The sequence below is a fragment of the Thermodesulfomicrobium sp. WS genome, from assembly GCF_027925145.1.
Classification (GTDB): Bacteria; Desulfobacterota; Desulfovibrionia; order Desulfovibrionales; family Desulfomicrobiaceae; genus Thermodesulfomicrobium.
Window position 1 is genome coordinate 945,942 of sequence record NZ_AP027130.1, and the last position, 16,030, is coordinate 961,971.

The window sequence follows — 16,030 nt, forward strand, 5'->3', positions numbered from 1 at the left end:
GACGCAAAGAGGTTCGCCCCCCGAAGTCTCCGTGCATCTTGAGGGGAGAGGCCGCACTCCAGGAACCGTTAGGGGCTGGGGATCTGGGCGAATCGGGGCGCAAGGCGGCTCAAGGAGACCACCTGCGTCCGCCCCGCCCGCTCCCGGGCCCAGATGGCGAGTGCTCGCAAGGTTTGCGGATAGGGATGGCCAATGGCAATGGCCATCCCTTTTTGGTGCGCCAGGGCTTCGGCCTTGCGCAATTGGGCGAGGACCGCCGGTGTGGAGGCCACATTGTCGAGAAAGATGGTGCGCCGCAGGTAGGGAAGGCCGGCGTCCCGGCTGACGGCAGGGACGGCGCTCCTGGCGGAGGTGGCGCTATCCACGAAGATTTTATCGCGGCGGCGCAGGGCCTCGAGCATGGCGGTCACGCCGGCAGCGTCTTCGGTAAAGCGAGACCCCATGTGGTTGTTGGCGCCGATGGCATACGGCACGCGTGTGCAGGCTTCCTCCACCAGGGCGTGGATACGGGCAGGGTCCATGTGCGCCATCAGGGTGCCTGGTCCGGAGTTGGGGTGGGGAAAGCCGTGGGGCTCGCAGGGCAGATGCACGAGGACGTCGCGCCCGGCGCGGTGGGCGATTTGGGCCGTGGCCTGGGCCTTGGGGGTGTAGGGAAGGATGGAGAAGACCACCGGGATAGGAAGGCTCGCCAGGGTTTGGGCGGCCACGAGATCCTGGCCGAGGTCGTCAATGATGATCACCAATTGTCCGGAAGCGGTCGTGGTGGGCGGCAGGAGCGGGGGCTCTGGCTGGAGGATGATGCGGTGGGTCGCGATCCCCTGGATGCGGACCTCCAGGTCACGGGCGTCTGGGGTGCGCGAAAAAAGTCGTGGGGTGCGGGGCAGGCGCGCGAGGATCTGCTCTAGGGCAACGCGAAACCGCGCCGGGTCCGGGGCAGGGATCTCCATGGTCTGGAACTGGATTTCCCCCAGGCTCGTGGCGCGGGTATCCACGGAACTGATGTGGAGGCGCTGTGCGTCCAGGCCGCAGGACTCCGCCGCTCGGGCGATGGCGTCGTCGATGAAGTGGACGAGGATTTCGGCGTTTTCGCCTTGGGCTTCATAGGGAAGGTCGAGGGGGAGTTTGGACGACGGTGCCGGGCTTGGGGCGGCAGGCGGCGTAGGGGGAGGCGCCGGGCGCGGGGCAGGTGCTGGGACCTTGGCTGCCGGGGGAGGGGCGAGCACCGCCCGCAACCCCCAGAAGGTGATGGCCACCAAGGTGAGGAGTGCAAGCGCCAAGGCGATGCGTCCTCCTGCCGCCTTGGAGGGGCGGCGGGAGGAGCGCTTTTTGGACGAGGATTGGCGGCGGGCCATGCCTGGAGAGGCTAGCGCGCCTGGATTTGGGTGATGTGCGGCAGGGATTTCACCAGGCTCAAGGCCAGGCGCAGTTGATTGTCCCGGCCAAGGATCTCCTGCACGTCGTTCTCCGGGCTTTTCCCAAGCTCCCCATTGGGGTTGTCCAAGTGGCGGGAGAGATCGGCTTCGCGGCGCAGCATGGAGCTCTCCTCTGCGCTCGTGGCGTTGGTCACCAAGGGGACCTCAATGTCCGGTTGGATCCCTTCGGCCTGAATGGAGCGGCCGCTTGGGGTATAGTAGAGGGCCACGGTGAGTTTGATGGCAGAGCCGTCGGCCAAGGGGATGATGGACTGCACCGAGCCCTTGCCGAAGGTCCGCTCGCCGACGATGATGGCACGTTTGCGGTCCTGCAGGGCGCCGGCCACGATTTCCGAGGCCGATGCCGAACCGGCATTGACCAGGACTACCATAGGGCAGGTGATATCCGTGCTTTGGGCCGTGGCCAGCTCGTCTTGACGGCTTTGCGGATCTCGGCCCTGGGTGTAGACGATGAGACCATCGCGCAGAAAGGTATCACTGACGGACACGGCTTGATCCAGCAGGCCGCCGGGATTGTTGCGTAAATCGAGGACAATCCCTTGGAGTGGGGTCTTGGTGGTGTATTCCCGCAGCTTCTTGTGCAGGTCCGCCGTGGTGGTGGCTTTGAAGTCGGTGATGCGCACCAGGAGGTATCCAGGTTCGAGCTCCCGGGTCTTGACGCTCACCAAGGGGATGATGCCGCGCACGATGGTGACTTTCTCCGGGGCCTTGGAGTCGGTATGGAGGATGGTGAGGGTGACGCTGGTATCCTTGGGGCCACGAATCTTGGACACCGCGTCCTCGATACTCATGTCCGACGTGGATTCGCCGTTGATTTCCAGGATAATGTCTCCGGCGCGCAGTCCAGCCTGAGCCGCTGGCGTATCCTCGATGGGGGCGATGACCGTGAGCCGGCGATCACGGACGCCGATTTGGATGCCGATGCCGCCGAATTCTCCCTGGAACTCCTCCTGCATCATCTTGAACTTGTCGAGATCGATGAAGGCGGAATGGGGATCAATGGCCCCCAGCATCCCTTGGATCGCCCCGTGGATGAGATCGGTGCGGTTGACGGGCTGAACGTAATTTTTTTCAATGAGGTCGAGTGTTTGGCTGAATTGTTTGAGGGCCTGATATTGATCGGCGTCCCGGGCGAGACTTTGGGCCGGGGTGCCGGCCAGGATGAAGAGCAGAGCCATGGCTCCGATGCCATGCATAAGGCGCATACATTCCTCCTTGGAGAGGGAAAATACGAAAGCTGCCATAACCACACCGTCACAGAGGAGCGAGCCATTCCAGCGGGTTGAGGGCTTGGGCGCCGGAGCGCAGTTCAAAACGCACGCCCGGCCCCTTGACCTTGGGGGAAAACCCACAGCGTCCCAATGCCGTTCCTTGCGTGACCGCCTGGCCTTCCTCCACACTGGGGTCCGCCAAAAAAGCGTAGACCGAATAATATGTTTCTCCGTGGTAGACAATGACCACGTGTCCCAGACCTCGCAGGGTGTCGCTGTGCACCACCTTGCCCGCGGCAATGGCCCGAACCGCATCGCCGTCTTTGGCGGCGATGTCGATACCGGTCACCGGCGGGGATGCCTTGGGGGCGAACCGGTTGATGACCCGTCCTTGGACGGGCCAGGGAAGCTTGCCCTTGGCAGCGGAGATCTTCTGCGCTGCCTCCAGGGCGGCCTTGCGCCGGAGGTCTTCCAGGGCCGCCAGCAGGGACCCGAGCTGCGCTTCCCCCTCCAGGCGCTGGGCGCGCAGTTTTTCCGCCTCCTTGACCTGGGCCAGGCGCTGGCGGGTGATGTCATCTTTGATGGCAGCGAGGCGTTTGCCTTGGGCTTCGAGCTCGGCTGAGGCCGCACGCACGGCTTCGGTCTGGGTGGAGAGGGCCGCCTGCTCATGGGCGAGCTGGGCGCGGTTTTGCCGCAGCTCCTGCAGCACTGCCGCCAGCCAGGTGCTTTCCCGGTCCGCCTCGGCCCAGGTTTCCGCGCGCAGCGATTTGAGGCGCATGGTTGCGGTCCACAAGACCCGGGTGAGCTCCGAGGCGCGCCTTGCCAATTGGTCGTGGCGGGACTGGATTTGGGCGAGTTGCGCCTCCAGATCTCTTTTGCGTCCCTGGGTGGCTTCCCATGCCTTTTGGGCCTCGGCGAGTTGCTCTTCAAGGGCGCGGATTTTGGCGTCCAAACGTTTGAGCTCCGCCTGAACCGCTGCCTCCCTGCGTTTGGTCTCTTCCAGCGCCTGGCGTTGGGCCTCGATTTGCTGTTGGGTGCCGCGGAGCTTTTCTTGGGTCGTGGAAGCCCCCATGGCCACAGCGGCAGCCAGGCAGAAGCACAGCGCGAAGAGGCAGATGCAGCGGTACGGCATGGAGAGCCCCTGAGCACGCCCTGCCCTTGGGGTCAAGATGAAGGAAGGAGCGGGGCGAGCGGGCAGAGGGCGCAGCGGGGCTTGGCGCGGCACCATTCTTTGGCCGTGCGCACGATAAGCGCATGGAATTCTTTGTACAGCTGGACGTCTGCGGTGAGGGCGTCTGCAAAATAGGCGCGCAGGTCCTCGTAGCTGATGTCTTCAGGAACGAGGCCGTGGCGGTGGAAGATACGCCGGGTGTAGGCGTCTACCACGAAGCTGGGGATCTCCAGGGCGTAGAGCAGGATGGAGTCCGCAGTCTCCGGGCCGATGCCCGAGACCTCGAGCAGACGCTCGCGGATGTGCGGGACTTGGCGCAAGGCGAGGATATCGCCGCCGTGGTGTTGCAGAAAGGTGAGAAAATGCCGGAGCCGTTTGGCCTTGACCCGAAAGTAGCCTGCAGGGCGGATGAGTTCGGCCAGGTGCGCTTCGGGCAGGGCGAGCATGGCGGCCGGAGAGAGGACGTCCGCGGCCTTGAGGGCAGCGATGGCCCGCTCTACGTTGGTCCAGGCCGTATTCTGGGTGAGGATGGCGCCCACCGCCACCTCGAACGGGGTTTCGGCCGGCCACCAACCGCTTTCGCCCAGGGCGGCGAGCATGGTCTCGAAGTACTGACGCAGCAGGGGTTCGCGGCGCATTAGGCGGTACGGAAGACGAGGCTTGCCCACTCGCCTTGGGTGTGGCGCTGCGGGGAGGGAAGTCCCAGGTCGGTGTAGGCGGTTTCCACGGCAAGGGCCTGCTCGCCGGCGAGGATGCCCGAGAGGATCAAAATCCCGCCAGGCAGGAGGCGGGCCGTGATGTCGCGCGCCATGTCGATCAAGGGGGCGGCGAGGATATTGGCGAGCACCAGATGGAAGTGGGCGGCTGGGGCGTCCGTGATGGTCCCGGTGCGGACTTCCACGCCCTGGGCCTTGTTGACGGCGAGGTTTTCCGCGGCGTTGTCCACGGCCACGGAGTCGATGTCCAGGGCCAGGCCGGTGAGCCCCAGACGGCTTGCGGCCAAGGCCAGGATGCCTGAGCCCGTGCCGAGGTCGAGGAAACGCTGCCCTGGAGCGATGGCCCCTTCCTGGGCAAGGGCGTCCAGGGCCTCCAGGCAGAGGGCGGTGGTGGCGTGGTGGCCGGTGCCGAAGGCCATCTTGGGTTCGATGACCAGGGTCCAAGGTCCGGCGTGCTCCGCCGCCAACCACGAGGGAACCACCGTAAAGCGCCCGATGGACAAGGGGGAGAAAAATTGCCGCCAGGCGGCGTTCCAGTCGGCATTGTCCACGGAAGTGGTGGATACTTCCACTGCCGGGCACACTTCGCACAGGGCGGCGTGGAGGTGGGCGGCGTGTTCGGGGAGCGTGCTGTGCACCACCAGGTGGCGCACGCCATCGCGCATGCCTTCGTCTTCCCAGCCCCAGGAGGCGTGGAGGGCCAGGACCATGGTGACCATGTCTTCGCAGGAGGGGGGAAAGGCCACATGAATACGGGTGAGTTTATCGGTCATGGCTGGTACGGGCTTGGTAGCGGGCCATGCGCCGCTCCAGACGGCGGGAGAAGGCCGTGAGCACCCAGCAGATGGCGAAGTAGAGCAGCGCAATGGCGAGGAAGATCTCCATGGGCGCTTTCATGGTGCGGGTGTAGACGTGGCGCGCGGCCAAGGTGAGTTCGTTGACGTTGATGATCATGGCCAGCGAGGTATCCTTGGTGAGGGATACGAACTGGTTGACGAATGACGGGATCATGTTGCGCAGGGCCTGGGGGAGGATGATGTGCACCATGGCCTGGGTATGGGAAAGGCCGGAGCCCCGGGCCGCCTCCATCTGCCCTTTGGGGATGGCGAGCACGCCGGCGCGCACGATTTCCGCGATATAGGCGCCGGTGAAGACGATGAAGGCCGCAATGGCGCTTTCCGTTTCCGGGACGCTTTGGTTCATGAGCAGCGGGGCGAAGAAGTAGAACCAGAAGATCACCATCAACAGCGGCGTGCCGCGGATGATCTCAATATAGATCAGCGCCGGCCAGGAGAGCCATGGCCGCTTGGAAAGGCGCATGAGTCCGGCGGCAAGGCCGATCCAAAAGGCGCCGAAGATGCCGATGACGGCCATGACGATGCTCATGGCAAGCCCGCCCAGAGGACCTTGGGGGTAGGCTCCCACCAGCAGGTAGTCGAAATTTTTCCACACCACGCCCCAGTTGGCGAACAGCCCCGAAAACCACTGCCAGAAATGCTCCATCTCCGTCCTCCTACCGCCTGCTGCCGATGTGTAAGCAATGCTTGTTGTACTGGTTGATGATGAAGGACACCAGCAGGGACAACGACAGGTAAATGAGGGTGGAAACCGTGAAGGCCTCAAAACCGTGGAAGGTGTGCGCCTCCACCTGACGGGCCATGTAGGTGAGTTCCATGACGCCGATGGTCATGGCCAGGGAGGAGTTCTTGATGAGATTGAGAAACTGGCTGATGAGCGGTGGGATGATGATGCGAAAGGCTTGCGGAAGGATGACATAGCGCATTGCTTGGATAAAGGTCAGGCCGGTGGCGCGGGATGCTTCCAGTTGCGTTTTGGGGATGGAAAGAATTCCGGAACGGAGTTCCTCAGCGATAAAGGCCGCTGTGTACGTGGAAAGGGCGATGATCGCCGTGGCGAATTCGATGTTTTGCTGGTAGAGCCACTTCTTGAAAAATTCTGGGAAAACGGGGTCAGACCCAAAATACCAGAAAAAGATCTGCACCATGAGCGGGGTGTTGCGGAAAAACTCCACATACCCTGCAGAAAACCATACGAGCGGCCGTACCCGGGACAGACGCAGCACGGTGAGGAGCGTCCCCAGGAGCAGGGCAAAAAAAATGGAAATGCCGGAGAGCTCCAGCGTGACGGTAAGACCGTCCACGAACCAGCGGCCGTACTCGCCGGAAAAAATCAGGGCCCAATTGAAGGTATAGTTCATGAGCGTCTACGGAGCGAGGTTACGGGCGGCCCCAAGGCCGCCCGGGATGCGTTGGGCCTTAGGGCCAGATTTCCATGGTCCAGTTGAGCGGCAGCGGGAACTTGGTGTCCGGGCCGAACCACTTGGCATAGATTTGCTGATATTCTCCGGACTTCCACATCTCCATGAGGGTGATGTTGACAAAATCGCGAAAATCCGAGTCGTTTTCCGGCAGGCCGATGCCGTAGGGTTCTGCCGCAATGTCTTCGCCCACGATAATCCACTGTTCTGGATGGTCGTCGGAGTTGCGGATGCCGAGCAAAATGGGGGCATCGGTGGTTACGGCCGCCACTTTGCCTTGCTTGAGGGCGAGGAAGGCCTCGGGGTAGGTCTCAAAGGACACCACCGTGCACTCCGGCTGGGCCTTCTTGATGTTCTGCTCCGACGTGGAACCCTTGGCCGATCCCACCTTCTTGCCCGCGAGATCCGCCACGGATTTGATGCCCGAGTCTTTGTGCACCAGGAGCTTTTGGGTGGCGGGGAAATAGGTGATGGAGAAGTCGATCTTTTCCTCGCGCTCGATCTTGTGGGTCATGGTGGCGGCGATGAGGTCGATGGCGCCCTGCTCGAGCATGGGGATGCGGGTGGCGGAGGTCACGGGCTTGAGTTCCAGTCCCACGCCCAGCTTCTTGGCCAGGGCGGCGCAGATGTCGATCTCGAAGCCGACGATCTGGCGCGTCTGCTCGTCCACGTAGCCAAAAGGCGGCTGGGAGTCTTTGACGCCGGCGATGAGTTTGCCGCGGCTTTTCACCTCGTCCAGTTTGCCGGCATGGGCCGCGCTTGCGCCCAAGGCCAGGGCGGCAAGGATCACCAATGTCCGCTGCCAAAATCCGTTCATGGTACGCTCCTTTGGTTGGGGGTTAGAGGATTTCCTTCAAAAACGCCTTGGTGCGTTCGTGCTGCGGACTCGTGAAGAAGTGCTCCGGGGTGCCGCGTTCGAGGATCTCGCCGTGGTCCATGAAGATGACCCGGTCCGCCACTTCCCGGGCAAAGCCCATCTCGTGGGTGACGCAGAGCATGGTCATACCCTCTCGGGCCAGATCCTTCATGACGCTCAGCACCTCGTTGATCATCTCCGGGTCCAGGGCGGAGGTGGGTTCGTCAAAGAGCATGATCTTGGGCTTCATGGCCAGGGCCCGGGCAATGGCCACCCGCTGCTGCTGGCCGCCGGAGAGCTCCACCGGATACTTGTGGGCCTGGTTGCCGATGCCCACGCGCTCCAAAAGGGCAAGGGCTGTGGCCTCGGCCTCGTCTCGAGGGATCTTTTTCACCTTCATGGGCGCCAAGGTGATGTTTTTCAGCACCGTGAGGTGGGGATAGAGATTGAACTGCTGGAAGACGATGCCGATTTCCGCGCGCAGTTGGTTGATGTCCTGATCTTTGGCATGGATGTTCTTGCCTTCGATGAGGATCTCGCCTTGGTCGATCTCTTCGAGGCGGTTGACGCAGCGCACCAGGGTGGACTTGCCGGAGCCGCTGGGGCCGCAGATGACGAGCACCTCGCCTTTCTCGACGCTTTCATTGATGTTCTTGAGGACATGGAAGTCCCCGTACCATTTATGGACGTTGTGGATCTCGATCATGGGCATGGTGTTTCTCAAAAATGAAAAAAATCGTTCCGAGTATGCAGGATGCTTGCTACAAGGAGTTGCGGGTACTGTCAAACGAGGCTGGATTCCTTCAGGCCGAGGTGGCGGCCAGGGCCTCTTCCAGGGCGGTGCAAAAACCTTCCAGGTGGGACTCGTCCACGATGAGCGGCGGCAGCAACCGCAATACCGTCTCTTGGGTGAGGTTCACGAGATAGCGGCGGGCCAGAAGCTCCTGCCAGACGGCCTTGCCCGGAGTCGTGAGCTCGATGCCTACCATGAGGCCTGCGCCGCGCACTTCCTGGATGCGGCCCGGGTGCTTTTGCGCCACGGCCTGCAGGCGCTCCTTGAGCCACGTGCCCAGCCGGGCGGCGCGGGCCACCAGGCCGTCGCGCTCGATGATGTCGAGCACCGTGGCGGCCACGCGGCTCACCAGGGCGTTGCCGCCAAAGGTGGTGCCGTGGCTGCCGGCGGGAAAGCCTTGGGCTATCTGGGCGGTGGTCAGCACGGCCCCCATGGGCAGGCCGCCGGCAATGCCTTTGGCAATGGTTATGATGTCCGGGGTAAGGCCAAGGCCCTGGTAGGCCCAGAAGTGTCCGGTGCGGCCCATGCCGGTCTGGATCTCGTCGCAGATAAGGAGCACCCCCCGCTCGCGGCAGAGGCGTTGCATGGCTGCGGCGTAGTCCGCCGGCAGCGGACGTACCCCGCCTTCTCCTTGGATGGGCTCCACGAGCACGGCCGCGGTGTGCTCGTCCATGGCGGCCGCAAGGGCGTCGGCGTCGCCGAAGGGCACGGTGGTGAAGCCCTCGGGCAGGGGGCCAAAGCCGATCTTGACCTTGTCTTGACCGGTGGCCGTGAGTGTCGCCAGGGTGCGGCCATGAAAAGAGCCCGCGAGGGTGATGATGCGAAAGCGGTCTTGTCCGCGCACTTCGCGCATGAAGCGGCGTGCGAGCTTGATGGCCCCTTCGTTGGCCTCGGCGCCGGAGTTGCAGAAGAAGGCCCGCTCCATGCCCGGGGCGGTGGCCAGGAGTTTTTCCGCCAGGACGAGCTGCGCTTCGTGGTACAGGAGGTTGGAGACGTGGACCACCGTGCCGGCCTGGGCGCAGATGGCGGCGGTCACCTCGGGGTGGCAATGGCCCAGGGCGCACACCGCGATGCCGGAGAGCAGATCCGTGTAGCGCTCCCCTTCCGGGGTGTAGAGGTCCATGCCTTCTGCCCAGGCCACCGCCAGAGGGTAGCGGGCATAGGTGGGACACAAGAGTTGAGCCTCGCGCTCCATGAGTTGGGAAGAAGTCATCATGTGGTCATCATCCTTGGGTTAGTGGGTTCCGGTATGACCGAAGCCGCCGGCGCCGCGCTCGGTGGGGGTGAGCTCGGACACGGGGATGCACTGCACCGGAATCACGGGTTGGAAGACGAGCTGGGCGATGCGCATGCCTTGGGTGACGGTGCGCGGCTCCTGCGAGAGGTTGAGGAGCATCACCGTGATTTCACCGCGAAAATCCGGGTCGATGACGCCAACGCCCTGGGCCACCACCAGGCCTTGCCGGGCGCCGAGGCCGCTTCGGGAATAGACAAAACCTGCCACCCCCGGCATGAGAGGCTCCACAGCGATACCTGTAGGGAAAGGGTGGCGTGCCCCTGGGACAAGCGTAATCGTCGCTTCTGCCATGCAGGCGCGAAGGTCGAGGCCGCACGATCCGGCGGTGGCCGGACAGAGCCCTGCAGCGCCGTAGAGCGAGGAGAAAAAGCGGACTCGTACGGGGCAGGGTGCTTCCGGGAATGTGGACCAAGAAGGAGAATGCATGCAACCGCTCCAGACGTATACGGTTATTCCGCGGCTTCCTGAGCCGCTTTTGGGCCTCAAAGAGCTGGCCCAGAACCTCTATTTTTCCTGGCACCATGAGATCGAAGACATCTTCGTGCAGATGGACCGGGATCTTTGGGAGCGCACCGAACACAACCCGGTGCTCTTTTTGAACCGCATCCCCCAGACCGCGCTGGAAGAATTGGCGCAGGATGAGTTTTTTCTCCAGCGCCTGTCAACCATCGTCCAGGACCAAAGACGCTATTTGCAGCGCCAGGGGGCGAGCATTCCTGGGTTTTCTGCGGACCAAGTGGTGGCCTATTTCAGCGCCGAGTACGGCATTGCCCATTGTCTGCCGCTGTATTCCGGCGGGCTGGGGGTGCTGGCTGGAGACCACCTCAAGGCCGCCAGTGACCTCAACCTGCCCATGGTGGGCGTGGGGCTTGCGTACCGGGAAGGGTATTTCCGGCAGTATCTGACCCACGACGGCTGGCAGCAGGAGCGGTATCCCATCAATGACTTCGACCAGATGCCCCTGATTCCCGTGCGCGATGCCCAGGGGCGGCGCCTGGTCGCCCAGGTGCCCATGGCCGGGGCTCCGCTCTTTTTTGGCATTTGGCGGGCGCAGGTAGGCTGCGTGCCGCTCTACCTGCTCGATAGCAATGTGCCGGAGAACTCCCCGGCCCGGCGGGAGATCACGGCCCGGCTCTATGGCGGGGACCTGGAGATGCGCCTGCAGCAGGAGTATCTGCTGGGCATTGGCGGGGTGGAAGCCCTGCGCCGCCTGGGGATTTCCCCTGCGGTGTACCACATGAACGAAGGGCATTCGGCCTTTGCCGGTCTTGCCCGGGTGCAGGAGTTTATGGCCCAAGGGCTCCCCTTCGAGGCCGCCGCCGAGCTGGTGGCCCAGGGTTCGGTCTTCACCACCCACACGCCGGTGCCCGCGGGCAACGACCGTTTCCCGCCGGAGCTGGTGGAGCGCTATTTTGCGCAGTTCGCCAAGGACTTGGGCCTGGCGTGGAAGGTCTTTCTCGCCCTGGGTCGGGAAAACCCCCATGACGACCGTGAGCCGTTTTGCATGACGGTGTTGGCCTTGCGCCTTTCTCGGGTCAGTAACGGGGTGAGCCTGTTGCACGGCGAGGTCTCCCGCCGCATGTGGGCCGCAGTGTGGCCGCAATTTCCCGCCGAAGACATCCCGATTATCTCGGTGACCAATGGCGTGCATTTCCCCACCTGGGTGGCCCCGGACCTCTCCTCCCTCTACGATCGGTTTCTGGGATCCTCCTGGCGCGAGGACCCGGACCATCAGCGGGTGGGGGAAAAGTTCGGCGCCATCCCGGACATCGAGCTCTGGCGCACCCATGAGCGGTTGCGCGAGCGGCTGGTGGACTTCGTGCGCACCCGTTTGCGGTGGCAGATCCAGGCCCGCGGCGGCCGTGCCTGGGAGTTGGAGGCGGCGGAGAACGTGCTCGATCCTGCGGCCCTCACCATCGGTTTTGCCCGGCGTTTTGCCGCCTACAAGCGCGCCTTTCTCCTGCTCAAGGACCCGGCCCGGCTCTCCCGCCTGGTCAACGACTCGGAGCGGCCGGTGCAATTCGTCTTCGCCGGCAAGGCCCATCCCAAGGATACCGAGGGCAAGCGCATCATCCAGGAACTCATCAATCTGTGCCAGTCGTCGGAGTTCCGGCACTCCATGGTCTTTCTCGAAGACTACGACATGCACGTGGCCCGGCATTTGGTGCAGGGCTGTGATGTATGGCTCAATACCCCGCGCCGACCGCTGGAGGCCTGCGGCACCAGCGGCATGAAGGCCATGGCCAATGGCGTGCTCAATGTGAGCACCCTGGATGGCTGGTGGGACGAGGCCTGGCGGCCGGACAACAGCCTGGGCTGGGCCATCGGCAGCGGCGAGGAATACGACGATGCCGAGTACCAGGATTTCGTGGAAAGCCAGATTTTGTACAATATCTTGGAAAAAGACGTGGTGCCGCTCTTTTATGAGCGCGGCCGCGGCTCCTTCCCGCGCGAGTGGGTGCGGCGCATGAAGCGCGCCCTGCAGGTGCTCGGCCCGGTGTTCAACGGTCACCGCATGCTGGAAGACTATGCCCGGGTGGCCTATCGTCCGGCCATGGAGGCAGTGCGCCGGCTCTCCAAGGATCACTTCGCCCCGGTGCGCGATTTCGCCGCCTGGCGCATGCGCTTGATGACCGGGTGGGACGCCTTGGCGGTGCGGGAAGTGCGGGCTGCGCACACCGGCGAGGTGTACGTGCACGACGCCGTAAGCGTGGAGGCGCAGGTGTGGCTGGGCAGCCTCACCCCGGAGGACGTGAGTGTGGAGATCTACGCCGGGCCGGTGGATGGTCTTGGCCGCTTCATCACCCGTCGCACCACTCCCATGGATCCGGTGGGGCTGACGGAGGATGGGTGGATGCGCTACCAGGGCCGCACCATGGCCGAGGATACGGGCAAATTCGGCTTTACCGTGCGTGTGGTGCCCCGGCATCCGTTGCTGCGTGATCCCCATGACTTGGGGCTGGTGCGCTGGACTGGGGCATGAAGCAGCGGGCCGACCTCCTGACCGTCACCGAGGGGCTTGCGCCCAGCCGCGAGGCCGCCCGGCGCCGCATCATGGCCGGGGAAGTCTTTTGCACCGTGGAGGGCCGCACGGAGCGGGTAGCGAAGCCCGGCCAGCTGCTTCCGGCTGGGGCGGTGCTTTCCGCCACCGCGCCGCCGCGTTTCGTCTCCCGCGGGGGAGACAAGCTCTTGTCCGCCCTGGAGGGGATCGCCGCCCGTGGCCTGGAGCTTCCCCTTGCGGGCGTGGTGGCCCTCGATGCCGGGGCGTCCACGGGCGGATTTACAGACTGCCTGCTCCAGCATGGCGCGGCCCGGGTGTACGCCGTGGACGTGGGCCGCGGTCAGCTTCACACCCGACTCCGCGAGGACCCGCGGGTGGTGAATCTGGAAGGTGTCAACCTGCGCCATGCCCCGGCGGATCTCCTCCCGGAGGCCGTGCACGTGGTGGTGGCGGACTGCTCGTTCATCTCCTTGCGCCACATCTTGCCCCCGTGCCTCACCTGGCTTGTGCCGGGCGGCCTGGTGCTCGCCCTGGTCAAACCCCAATTCGAGGTGGGGCCGCGCTTGGTGGGAAAAGGCGGGGTGGTGCGGGACGAAGCTGCCCGTCTGGCCGCAGTGGAGGGCATCCGCCGCTTTGCGGAGGAAGAACTGGGGCTGACACCGCTGGCCACCATCCCTTCGGCGGTGCTTGGCCCCAAAGGCAATCAAGAATACTTTCTGTTTTTGCGATGGGAGAAAAGCCGTTCATGAACCTTGCCCCTGATGCCTTGCTCACTGAAACCCGCAAGGCCCGACTGCGCCGGGTGGTGGCCGCTCGCCAGCTGGATCTCACCTTGGTGCTGCACAATATCCACGACCCGCACAATGTTTCCGCGATCTTGCGTAGCTGCGACGCCTTTGGGGTGGGCAGGGTGCATCTTCTCTATACCCGGGAGTCGTTTCCGAACCTCTCCGAGGCTTCGTCGGCCTCGGCGCGCAAATGGGTGGATACTGTTCGGCACCGCGACGCCGCCTCGCTGGTGGCACACCTCCAAGGCCAGGGGTTTTCCGTGGTGGCCACGGGCATGAGCTCGGATGCGGTGCCGGTCATGGAGTGGAACTTCACCCGGCCCACGGCCGTGATCTTGGGCAACGAGCACCGCGGCCTGGACCCAGATCTGGCGGCTTTGGTGTCGCACACCGTGTGCGTGCCCATGTACGGCATGGTGCAGAGCCTCAACGTGTCCGTGGCTGCGGCCATCATCCTCTATGAGGCCATGCGCCAGCGCCGCGCTGCCGGGCTCTTGGAGCGTCCGGCCCTGGACCCCGAGGCGCAGGAGGTCTTGTACGCCGATTATTGTCTGCGCGGCAAACCCTATGCGGAGGTGCTCCGTGGCCGGAAATAGTTTTGGCGAAGTCTTGCGGCTCACCACCTTTGGCGAGTCTCATGGCCCGGCCCTGGGCGGGGTGGTGGACGGCTGCCCGCCGGGGATTGCGCTCTCGGAGGCGCGCATCCAGGAAGACCTGGACCGCCGCCGGCCGGGAAGCGGCGGCATTGCGGCGACCACGCGCAAAGAGCCCGACCGGGTGCGGCTGCTCTCCGGGGTGTTCGAGGGCTTCACCACGGGCACGGCCATCGGCTTTGTGGTGGAAAACGAAAACCAGCGCTCCGGAGACTACGACAGTCTGCGCGAGATTTTTCGGCCCGGGCACGGGGATGTGACCTATCAGGCCAAATACGGCCGGCGCGATCACCGTGGTGGTGGCCGGGCCTCGGGCCGGGAGACCGTGGCCCGGGTGGTGGGCGGGGCCATTGCCGCCGCCATCCTGGAGACCGTCGGCGTCAGCGTGCATGCGGCGTCGGTGGAACTGGGCGGCATTGCCGCCGTGGGCCGGGATCTGGCCGGGGCGTGGAATCGCCCCTTTTTCGCTGCGGATGCCGAGGTGCTGCCGGCGTGGGAGGCCTTGGTGGCCGAGGTGCGCGCTGCCGGGGACACTGTGGGCGGTATTGTGGAGGTGGTGGCCCAGGGGGTGCCTGCCGGCTTGGGTGAGCCGGTGTTCGACAAGCTCGACGCCCGTCTGGCGGCTGCGGTCATGAGTGTGGGCGCGGTCAAGGGGGTGGAGATCGGCGCCGGCTTTGCCGCGGCCCGCAGCCGGGGAAGCCAGAACAACGATCCGCTCACAGCCCAGGGCTTTGCCTCCAACCACGCGGGCGGCATCTTGGCCGGCATCTCCACCGGACAGGACATCGTGGTGCGTGCGGCGGTCAAACCCATCCCCTCCATTGCCGTGCCCCAGCGCACCCGGGACATCTCCGGGCAGGAACGGGAGATCCGCGTGGGCGGCCGCCACGATATCTGCGCCATCCCGCGCATCGTGCCGGTTTTGCGGGCCATGGTCTGCCTTGTCCTGGCGGATATGCTCCTGATGCACCGCGCCATACGTCCTTGGGGGAATCTGGCGTGAGGCGGCTTCGCGTTGGCGGGTGAGGGGCATGCGCGATGGAGATTTCCGGTTTTTGGATCAAGCGCATTTTGGGCCAGGGGCTCATGCCGCTCGGCGTGAGCGTGTGCCTTTCCCTGTGGGGGATGCTCCTGGCCTTGGTGGGCCGGCCCAAGCGGGCCGTGGCCCCGTTCGTGCTGGCGGCTTCGCTGCTCTACGCCGTCAGCCTCGATCCGGTGGCGGCCTGGATGGTGGCGCCCTTGGAGCGCGCGTATGCGCCTCTTCGGCTGGATGACGCCCGGCTGGCGGGCGTGCGCTGGATCGTGGTCTTGGGAAGTAGCCACCACCACGACGCCGCGCTCCCGCCCCTCTTGCGCCTGGATACCGTGGCCACCGCCCGCCTGGCCGAGGCGTTGCGTCTGGCCCGGCGGGCGCCGCGGGCCCAGGTGCTGTGCACCGGGGGAAGCCCCACTGGCGGCACGCCGCATGCAGAGGTGCTGGCCGCGGCCGCCGTGAGCCTGGGGCTGGATGCCGGGCGGGTGGCTGTGGAAAACGCCTCCCTGGATACCCCGCAGCAAATGGCGGAGGTGGCCCGCCGCGTGGGCCACGAGCCCTTGGTGCTCGTCACCTCCGCCACCCACATGCCTCGGGCCGTGCGTCTGGCCCGTGCCTGCGGGCTCTCCCCCATCCCGGCGCCTGCGGCCTACGAGTGCTTTTCCCCGGACGGCCTGCCCTTTTTGCCGTACGCCCGCAATCTCCTTGCCTGCCACCGCGCCCTGCACGAGTATTTGGGCCTGCTCTGGGGCTGGATCACCGGCCGGCTCCAGCTTTGGGAGTGAGGACGGAGTGTATCG

At 64.7% G+C, this 16,030-nt stretch carries 16 protein-coding genes; 5 read left to right on the forward strand and 11 right to left on the reverse strand.

Annotated elements, in window-relative coordinates; genetic code table 11:
* Nucleotides 1-68 precede the first annotated feature (68 nt).
* From QMF81_RS04615 to dut, 11 genes are all read right to left on the reverse strand, one after another.
* Nucleotides 69-1,352 carry a divergent polysaccharide deacetylase family protein gene (locus QMF81_RS04615; RefSeq protein WP_281752469.1) on the reverse strand — a complete coding sequence of 428 codons (1,284 nt, stop codon included), beginning with the start codon at nt 1,350-1,352 and terminating at the stop codon, nt 69-71.
* 11 nt (nt 1,353-1,363) lie between these two features.
* Nucleotides 1,364-2,638 carry a S41 family peptidase gene (locus tag QMF81_RS04620; RefSeq protein WP_281752471.1) on the reverse strand — a complete coding sequence of 425 codons (1,275 nt, stop codon included), beginning with the start codon at nt 2,636-2,638 and terminating at the stop codon, nt 1,364-1,366.
* 49 nt (nt 2,639-2,687) lie between these two features.
* Nucleotides 2,688-3,776, reverse strand: a complete 1,089-nt coding sequence (locus tag QMF81_RS04625) for a peptidoglycan DD-metalloendopeptidase family protein (RefSeq protein WP_281752473.1) — start codon at nt 3,774-3,776, stop codon at nt 2,688-2,690.
* A gap of 32 nt (nt 3,777-3,808) precedes the next feature.
* On the reverse strand, nt 3,809-4,453 hold the full coding sequence (locus QMF81_RS04630; protein ID WP_281752476.1) for an endonuclease III domain-containing protein: 645 nt from the start codon (nt 4,451-4,453) through the stop codon (nt 3,809-3,811).
* A complete protein-coding gene (locus tag QMF81_RS04635; protein ID WP_281752478.1) occupies nt 4,453-5,304 on the reverse strand; it encodes a 50S ribosomal protein L11 methyltransferase in 852 nt (283 codons plus the stop codon). Before QMF81_RS04635 ends, QMF81_RS04630 begins: the two co-directional genes overlap by 1 nt.
* A complete protein-coding gene (locus QMF81_RS04640; protein WP_281752480.1) occupies nt 5,294-6,034 on the reverse strand; it encodes an amino acid ABC transporter permease in 741 nt (246 codons plus the stop codon). Before QMF81_RS04640 ends, QMF81_RS04635 begins: the two co-directional genes overlap by 11 nt.
* A gap of 10 nt (nt 6,035-6,044) precedes the next feature.
* Nucleotides 6,045-6,749 carry an amino acid ABC transporter permease gene (locus QMF81_RS04645; protein WP_281752482.1) on the reverse strand — a complete coding sequence of 235 codons (705 nt, stop codon included), beginning with the start codon at nt 6,747-6,749 and terminating at the stop codon, nt 6,045-6,047.
* Nucleotides 6,750-6,807: 58 nt separating this feature from the next.
* Nucleotides 6,808-7,626 (reverse strand): ABC transporter substrate-binding protein, encoded by an 819-nt coding sequence (locus QMF81_RS04650; RefSeq protein ID WP_281752484.1) that lies wholly within the window; start codon nt 7,624-7,626, stop codon nt 6,808-6,810.
* 22 nt (nt 7,627-7,648) lie between these two features.
* Nucleotides 7,649-8,377: an amino acid ABC transporter ATP-binding protein gene (locus tag QMF81_RS04655; RefSeq protein WP_281752486.1), complete on the reverse strand. Its 729-nt coding sequence runs from the start codon at nt 8,375-8,377 to the stop codon at nt 7,649-7,651.
* Nucleotides 8,378-8,468: 91 nt separating this feature from the next.
* On the reverse strand, nt 8,469-9,671 hold the full coding sequence (locus tag QMF81_RS04660; RefSeq protein WP_281752929.1) for an aspartate aminotransferase family protein: 1,203 nt from the start codon (nt 9,669-9,671) through the stop codon (nt 8,469-8,471).
* Nucleotides 9,672-9,692: 21 nt separating this feature from the next.
* The gene (gene dut / locus QMF81_RS04665) at nt 9,693-10,181 is read right to left on the reverse strand and encodes a dUTP diphosphatase (RefSeq protein WP_281752488.1); all 489 of its coding nucleotides are present in this window, start codon (nt 10,179-10,181) and stop codon (nt 9,693-9,695) included.
* Here dut and glgP point away from each other — a divergent pair.
* Genes glgP through QMF81_RS04690 form a run of 5 tightly spaced genes read left to right on the forward strand, consistent with a single transcriptional unit; the run spans nt 10,180 to nt 16,015 of the window.
* On the forward strand, nt 10,180-12,738 hold the full coding sequence (glgP, locus tag QMF81_RS04670; protein WP_281752490.1) for an alpha-glucan family phosphorylase: 2,559 nt from the start codon (nt 10,180-10,182) through the stop codon (nt 12,736-12,738). The genes dut and glgP overlap by 2 nt on opposite strands.
* The gene (locus QMF81_RS04675; RefSeq protein WP_281752492.1) at nt 12,735-13,505 is read left to right on the forward strand and encodes a TlyA family RNA methyltransferase; all 771 of its coding nucleotides are present in this window, start codon (nt 12,735-12,737) and stop codon (nt 13,503-13,505) included. Before glgP ends, QMF81_RS04675 begins: the two co-directional genes overlap by 4 nt.
* Nucleotides 13,502-14,140 carry an RNA methyltransferase gene (locus QMF81_RS04680; protein WP_281752494.1) on the forward strand — a complete coding sequence of 213 codons (639 nt, stop codon included), beginning with the start codon at nt 13,502-13,504 and terminating at the stop codon, nt 14,138-14,140. The genes QMF81_RS04675 and QMF81_RS04680 overlap by 4 nt, the downstream gene beginning before the upstream one ends.
* Nucleotides 14,127-15,200 carry a chorismate synthase gene (aroC, locus tag QMF81_RS04685; RefSeq protein WP_281752496.1) on the forward strand — a complete coding sequence of 358 codons (1,074 nt, stop codon included), beginning with the start codon at nt 14,127-14,129 and terminating at the stop codon, nt 15,198-15,200. The genes QMF81_RS04680 and aroC overlap by 14 nt, the downstream gene beginning before the upstream one ends.
* Nucleotides 15,201-15,235: 35 nt before the next feature.
* Complete coding sequence (locus QMF81_RS04690; protein WP_281752498.1) at nt 15,236-16,015, forward strand: ElyC/SanA/YdcF family protein; 780 nt, start codon at nt 15,236-15,238, stop codon at nt 16,013-16,015.
* Nucleotides 16,016-16,030 lie beyond the last annotated feature (15 nt).

What these genes read in the sequence shown, in the direction of transcription:
- QMF81_RS04655 (WP_281752486.1), bottom strand. Translation starts at nt 8,377, where the DNA reads ATGCCCATGATCGAGATCCACAACGTCCATAAATGGTACGGGGACTTC.
- QMF81_RS04630 (WP_281752476.1), bottom strand. Translation starts at nt 4,453, where the DNA reads ATGCGCCGCGAACCCCTGCTGCGTCAGTACTTCGAGACCATGCTCGCC.
- QMF81_RS04650 (WP_281752484.1), bottom strand. Translation starts at nt 7,626, where the DNA reads ATGAACGGATTTTGGCAGCGGACATTGGTGATCCTTGCCGCCCTGGCC.
- QMF81_RS04615 (WP_281752469.1), bottom strand. Translation starts at nt 1,352, where the DNA reads ATGGCCCGCCGCCAATCCTCGTCCAAAAAGCGCTCCTCCCGCCGCCCC.
- QMF81_RS04640 (WP_281752480.1), bottom strand. Translation starts at nt 6,034, where the DNA reads ATGGAGCATTTCTGGCAGTGGTTTTCGGGGCTGTTCGCCAACTGGGGC.
- QMF81_RS04645 (WP_281752482.1), bottom strand. Translation starts at nt 6,749, where the DNA reads ATGAACTATACCTTCAATTGGGCCCTGATTTTTTCCGGCGAGTACGGC.
- QMF81_RS04690 (WP_281752498.1), top strand. Translation starts at nt 15,236, where the DNA reads ATGGAGATTTCCGGTTTTTGGATCAAGCGCATTTTGGGCCAGGGGCTC.
- QMF81_RS04620 (WP_281752471.1), bottom strand. Translation starts at nt 2,638, where the DNA reads ATGCGCCTTATGCATGGCATCGGAGCCATGGCTCTGCTCTTCATCCTG.
- QMF81_RS04625 (WP_281752473.1), bottom strand. Translation starts at nt 3,776, where the DNA reads ATGCCGTACCGCTGCATCTGCCTCTTCGCGCTGTGCTTCTGCCTGGCT.
- QMF81_RS04660 (WP_281752929.1), bottom strand. Translation starts at nt 9,671, where the DNA reads ATGACTTCTTCCCAACTCATGGAGCGCGAGGCTCAACTCTTGTGTCCC.
- QMF81_RS04680 (WP_281752494.1), top strand. Translation starts at nt 13,502, where the DNA reads ATGAACCTTGCCCCTGATGCCTTGCTCACTGAAACCCGCAAGGCCCGA.
- dut (WP_281752488.1), bottom strand. Translation starts at nt 10,181, where the DNA reads ATGCATTCTCCTTCTTGGTCCACATTCCCGGAAGCACCCTGCCCCGTA.
- glgP (WP_281752490.1), top strand. Translation starts at nt 10,180, where the DNA reads ATGCAACCGCTCCAGACGTATACGGTTATTCCGCGGCTTCCTGAGCCG.
- QMF81_RS04675 (WP_281752492.1), top strand. Translation starts at nt 12,735, where the DNA reads ATGAAGCAGCGGGCCGACCTCCTGACCGTCACCGAGGGGCTTGCGCCC.
- QMF81_RS04635 (WP_281752478.1), bottom strand. Translation starts at nt 5,304, where the DNA reads ATGACCGATAAACTCACCCGTATTCATGTGGCCTTTCCCCCCTCCTGC.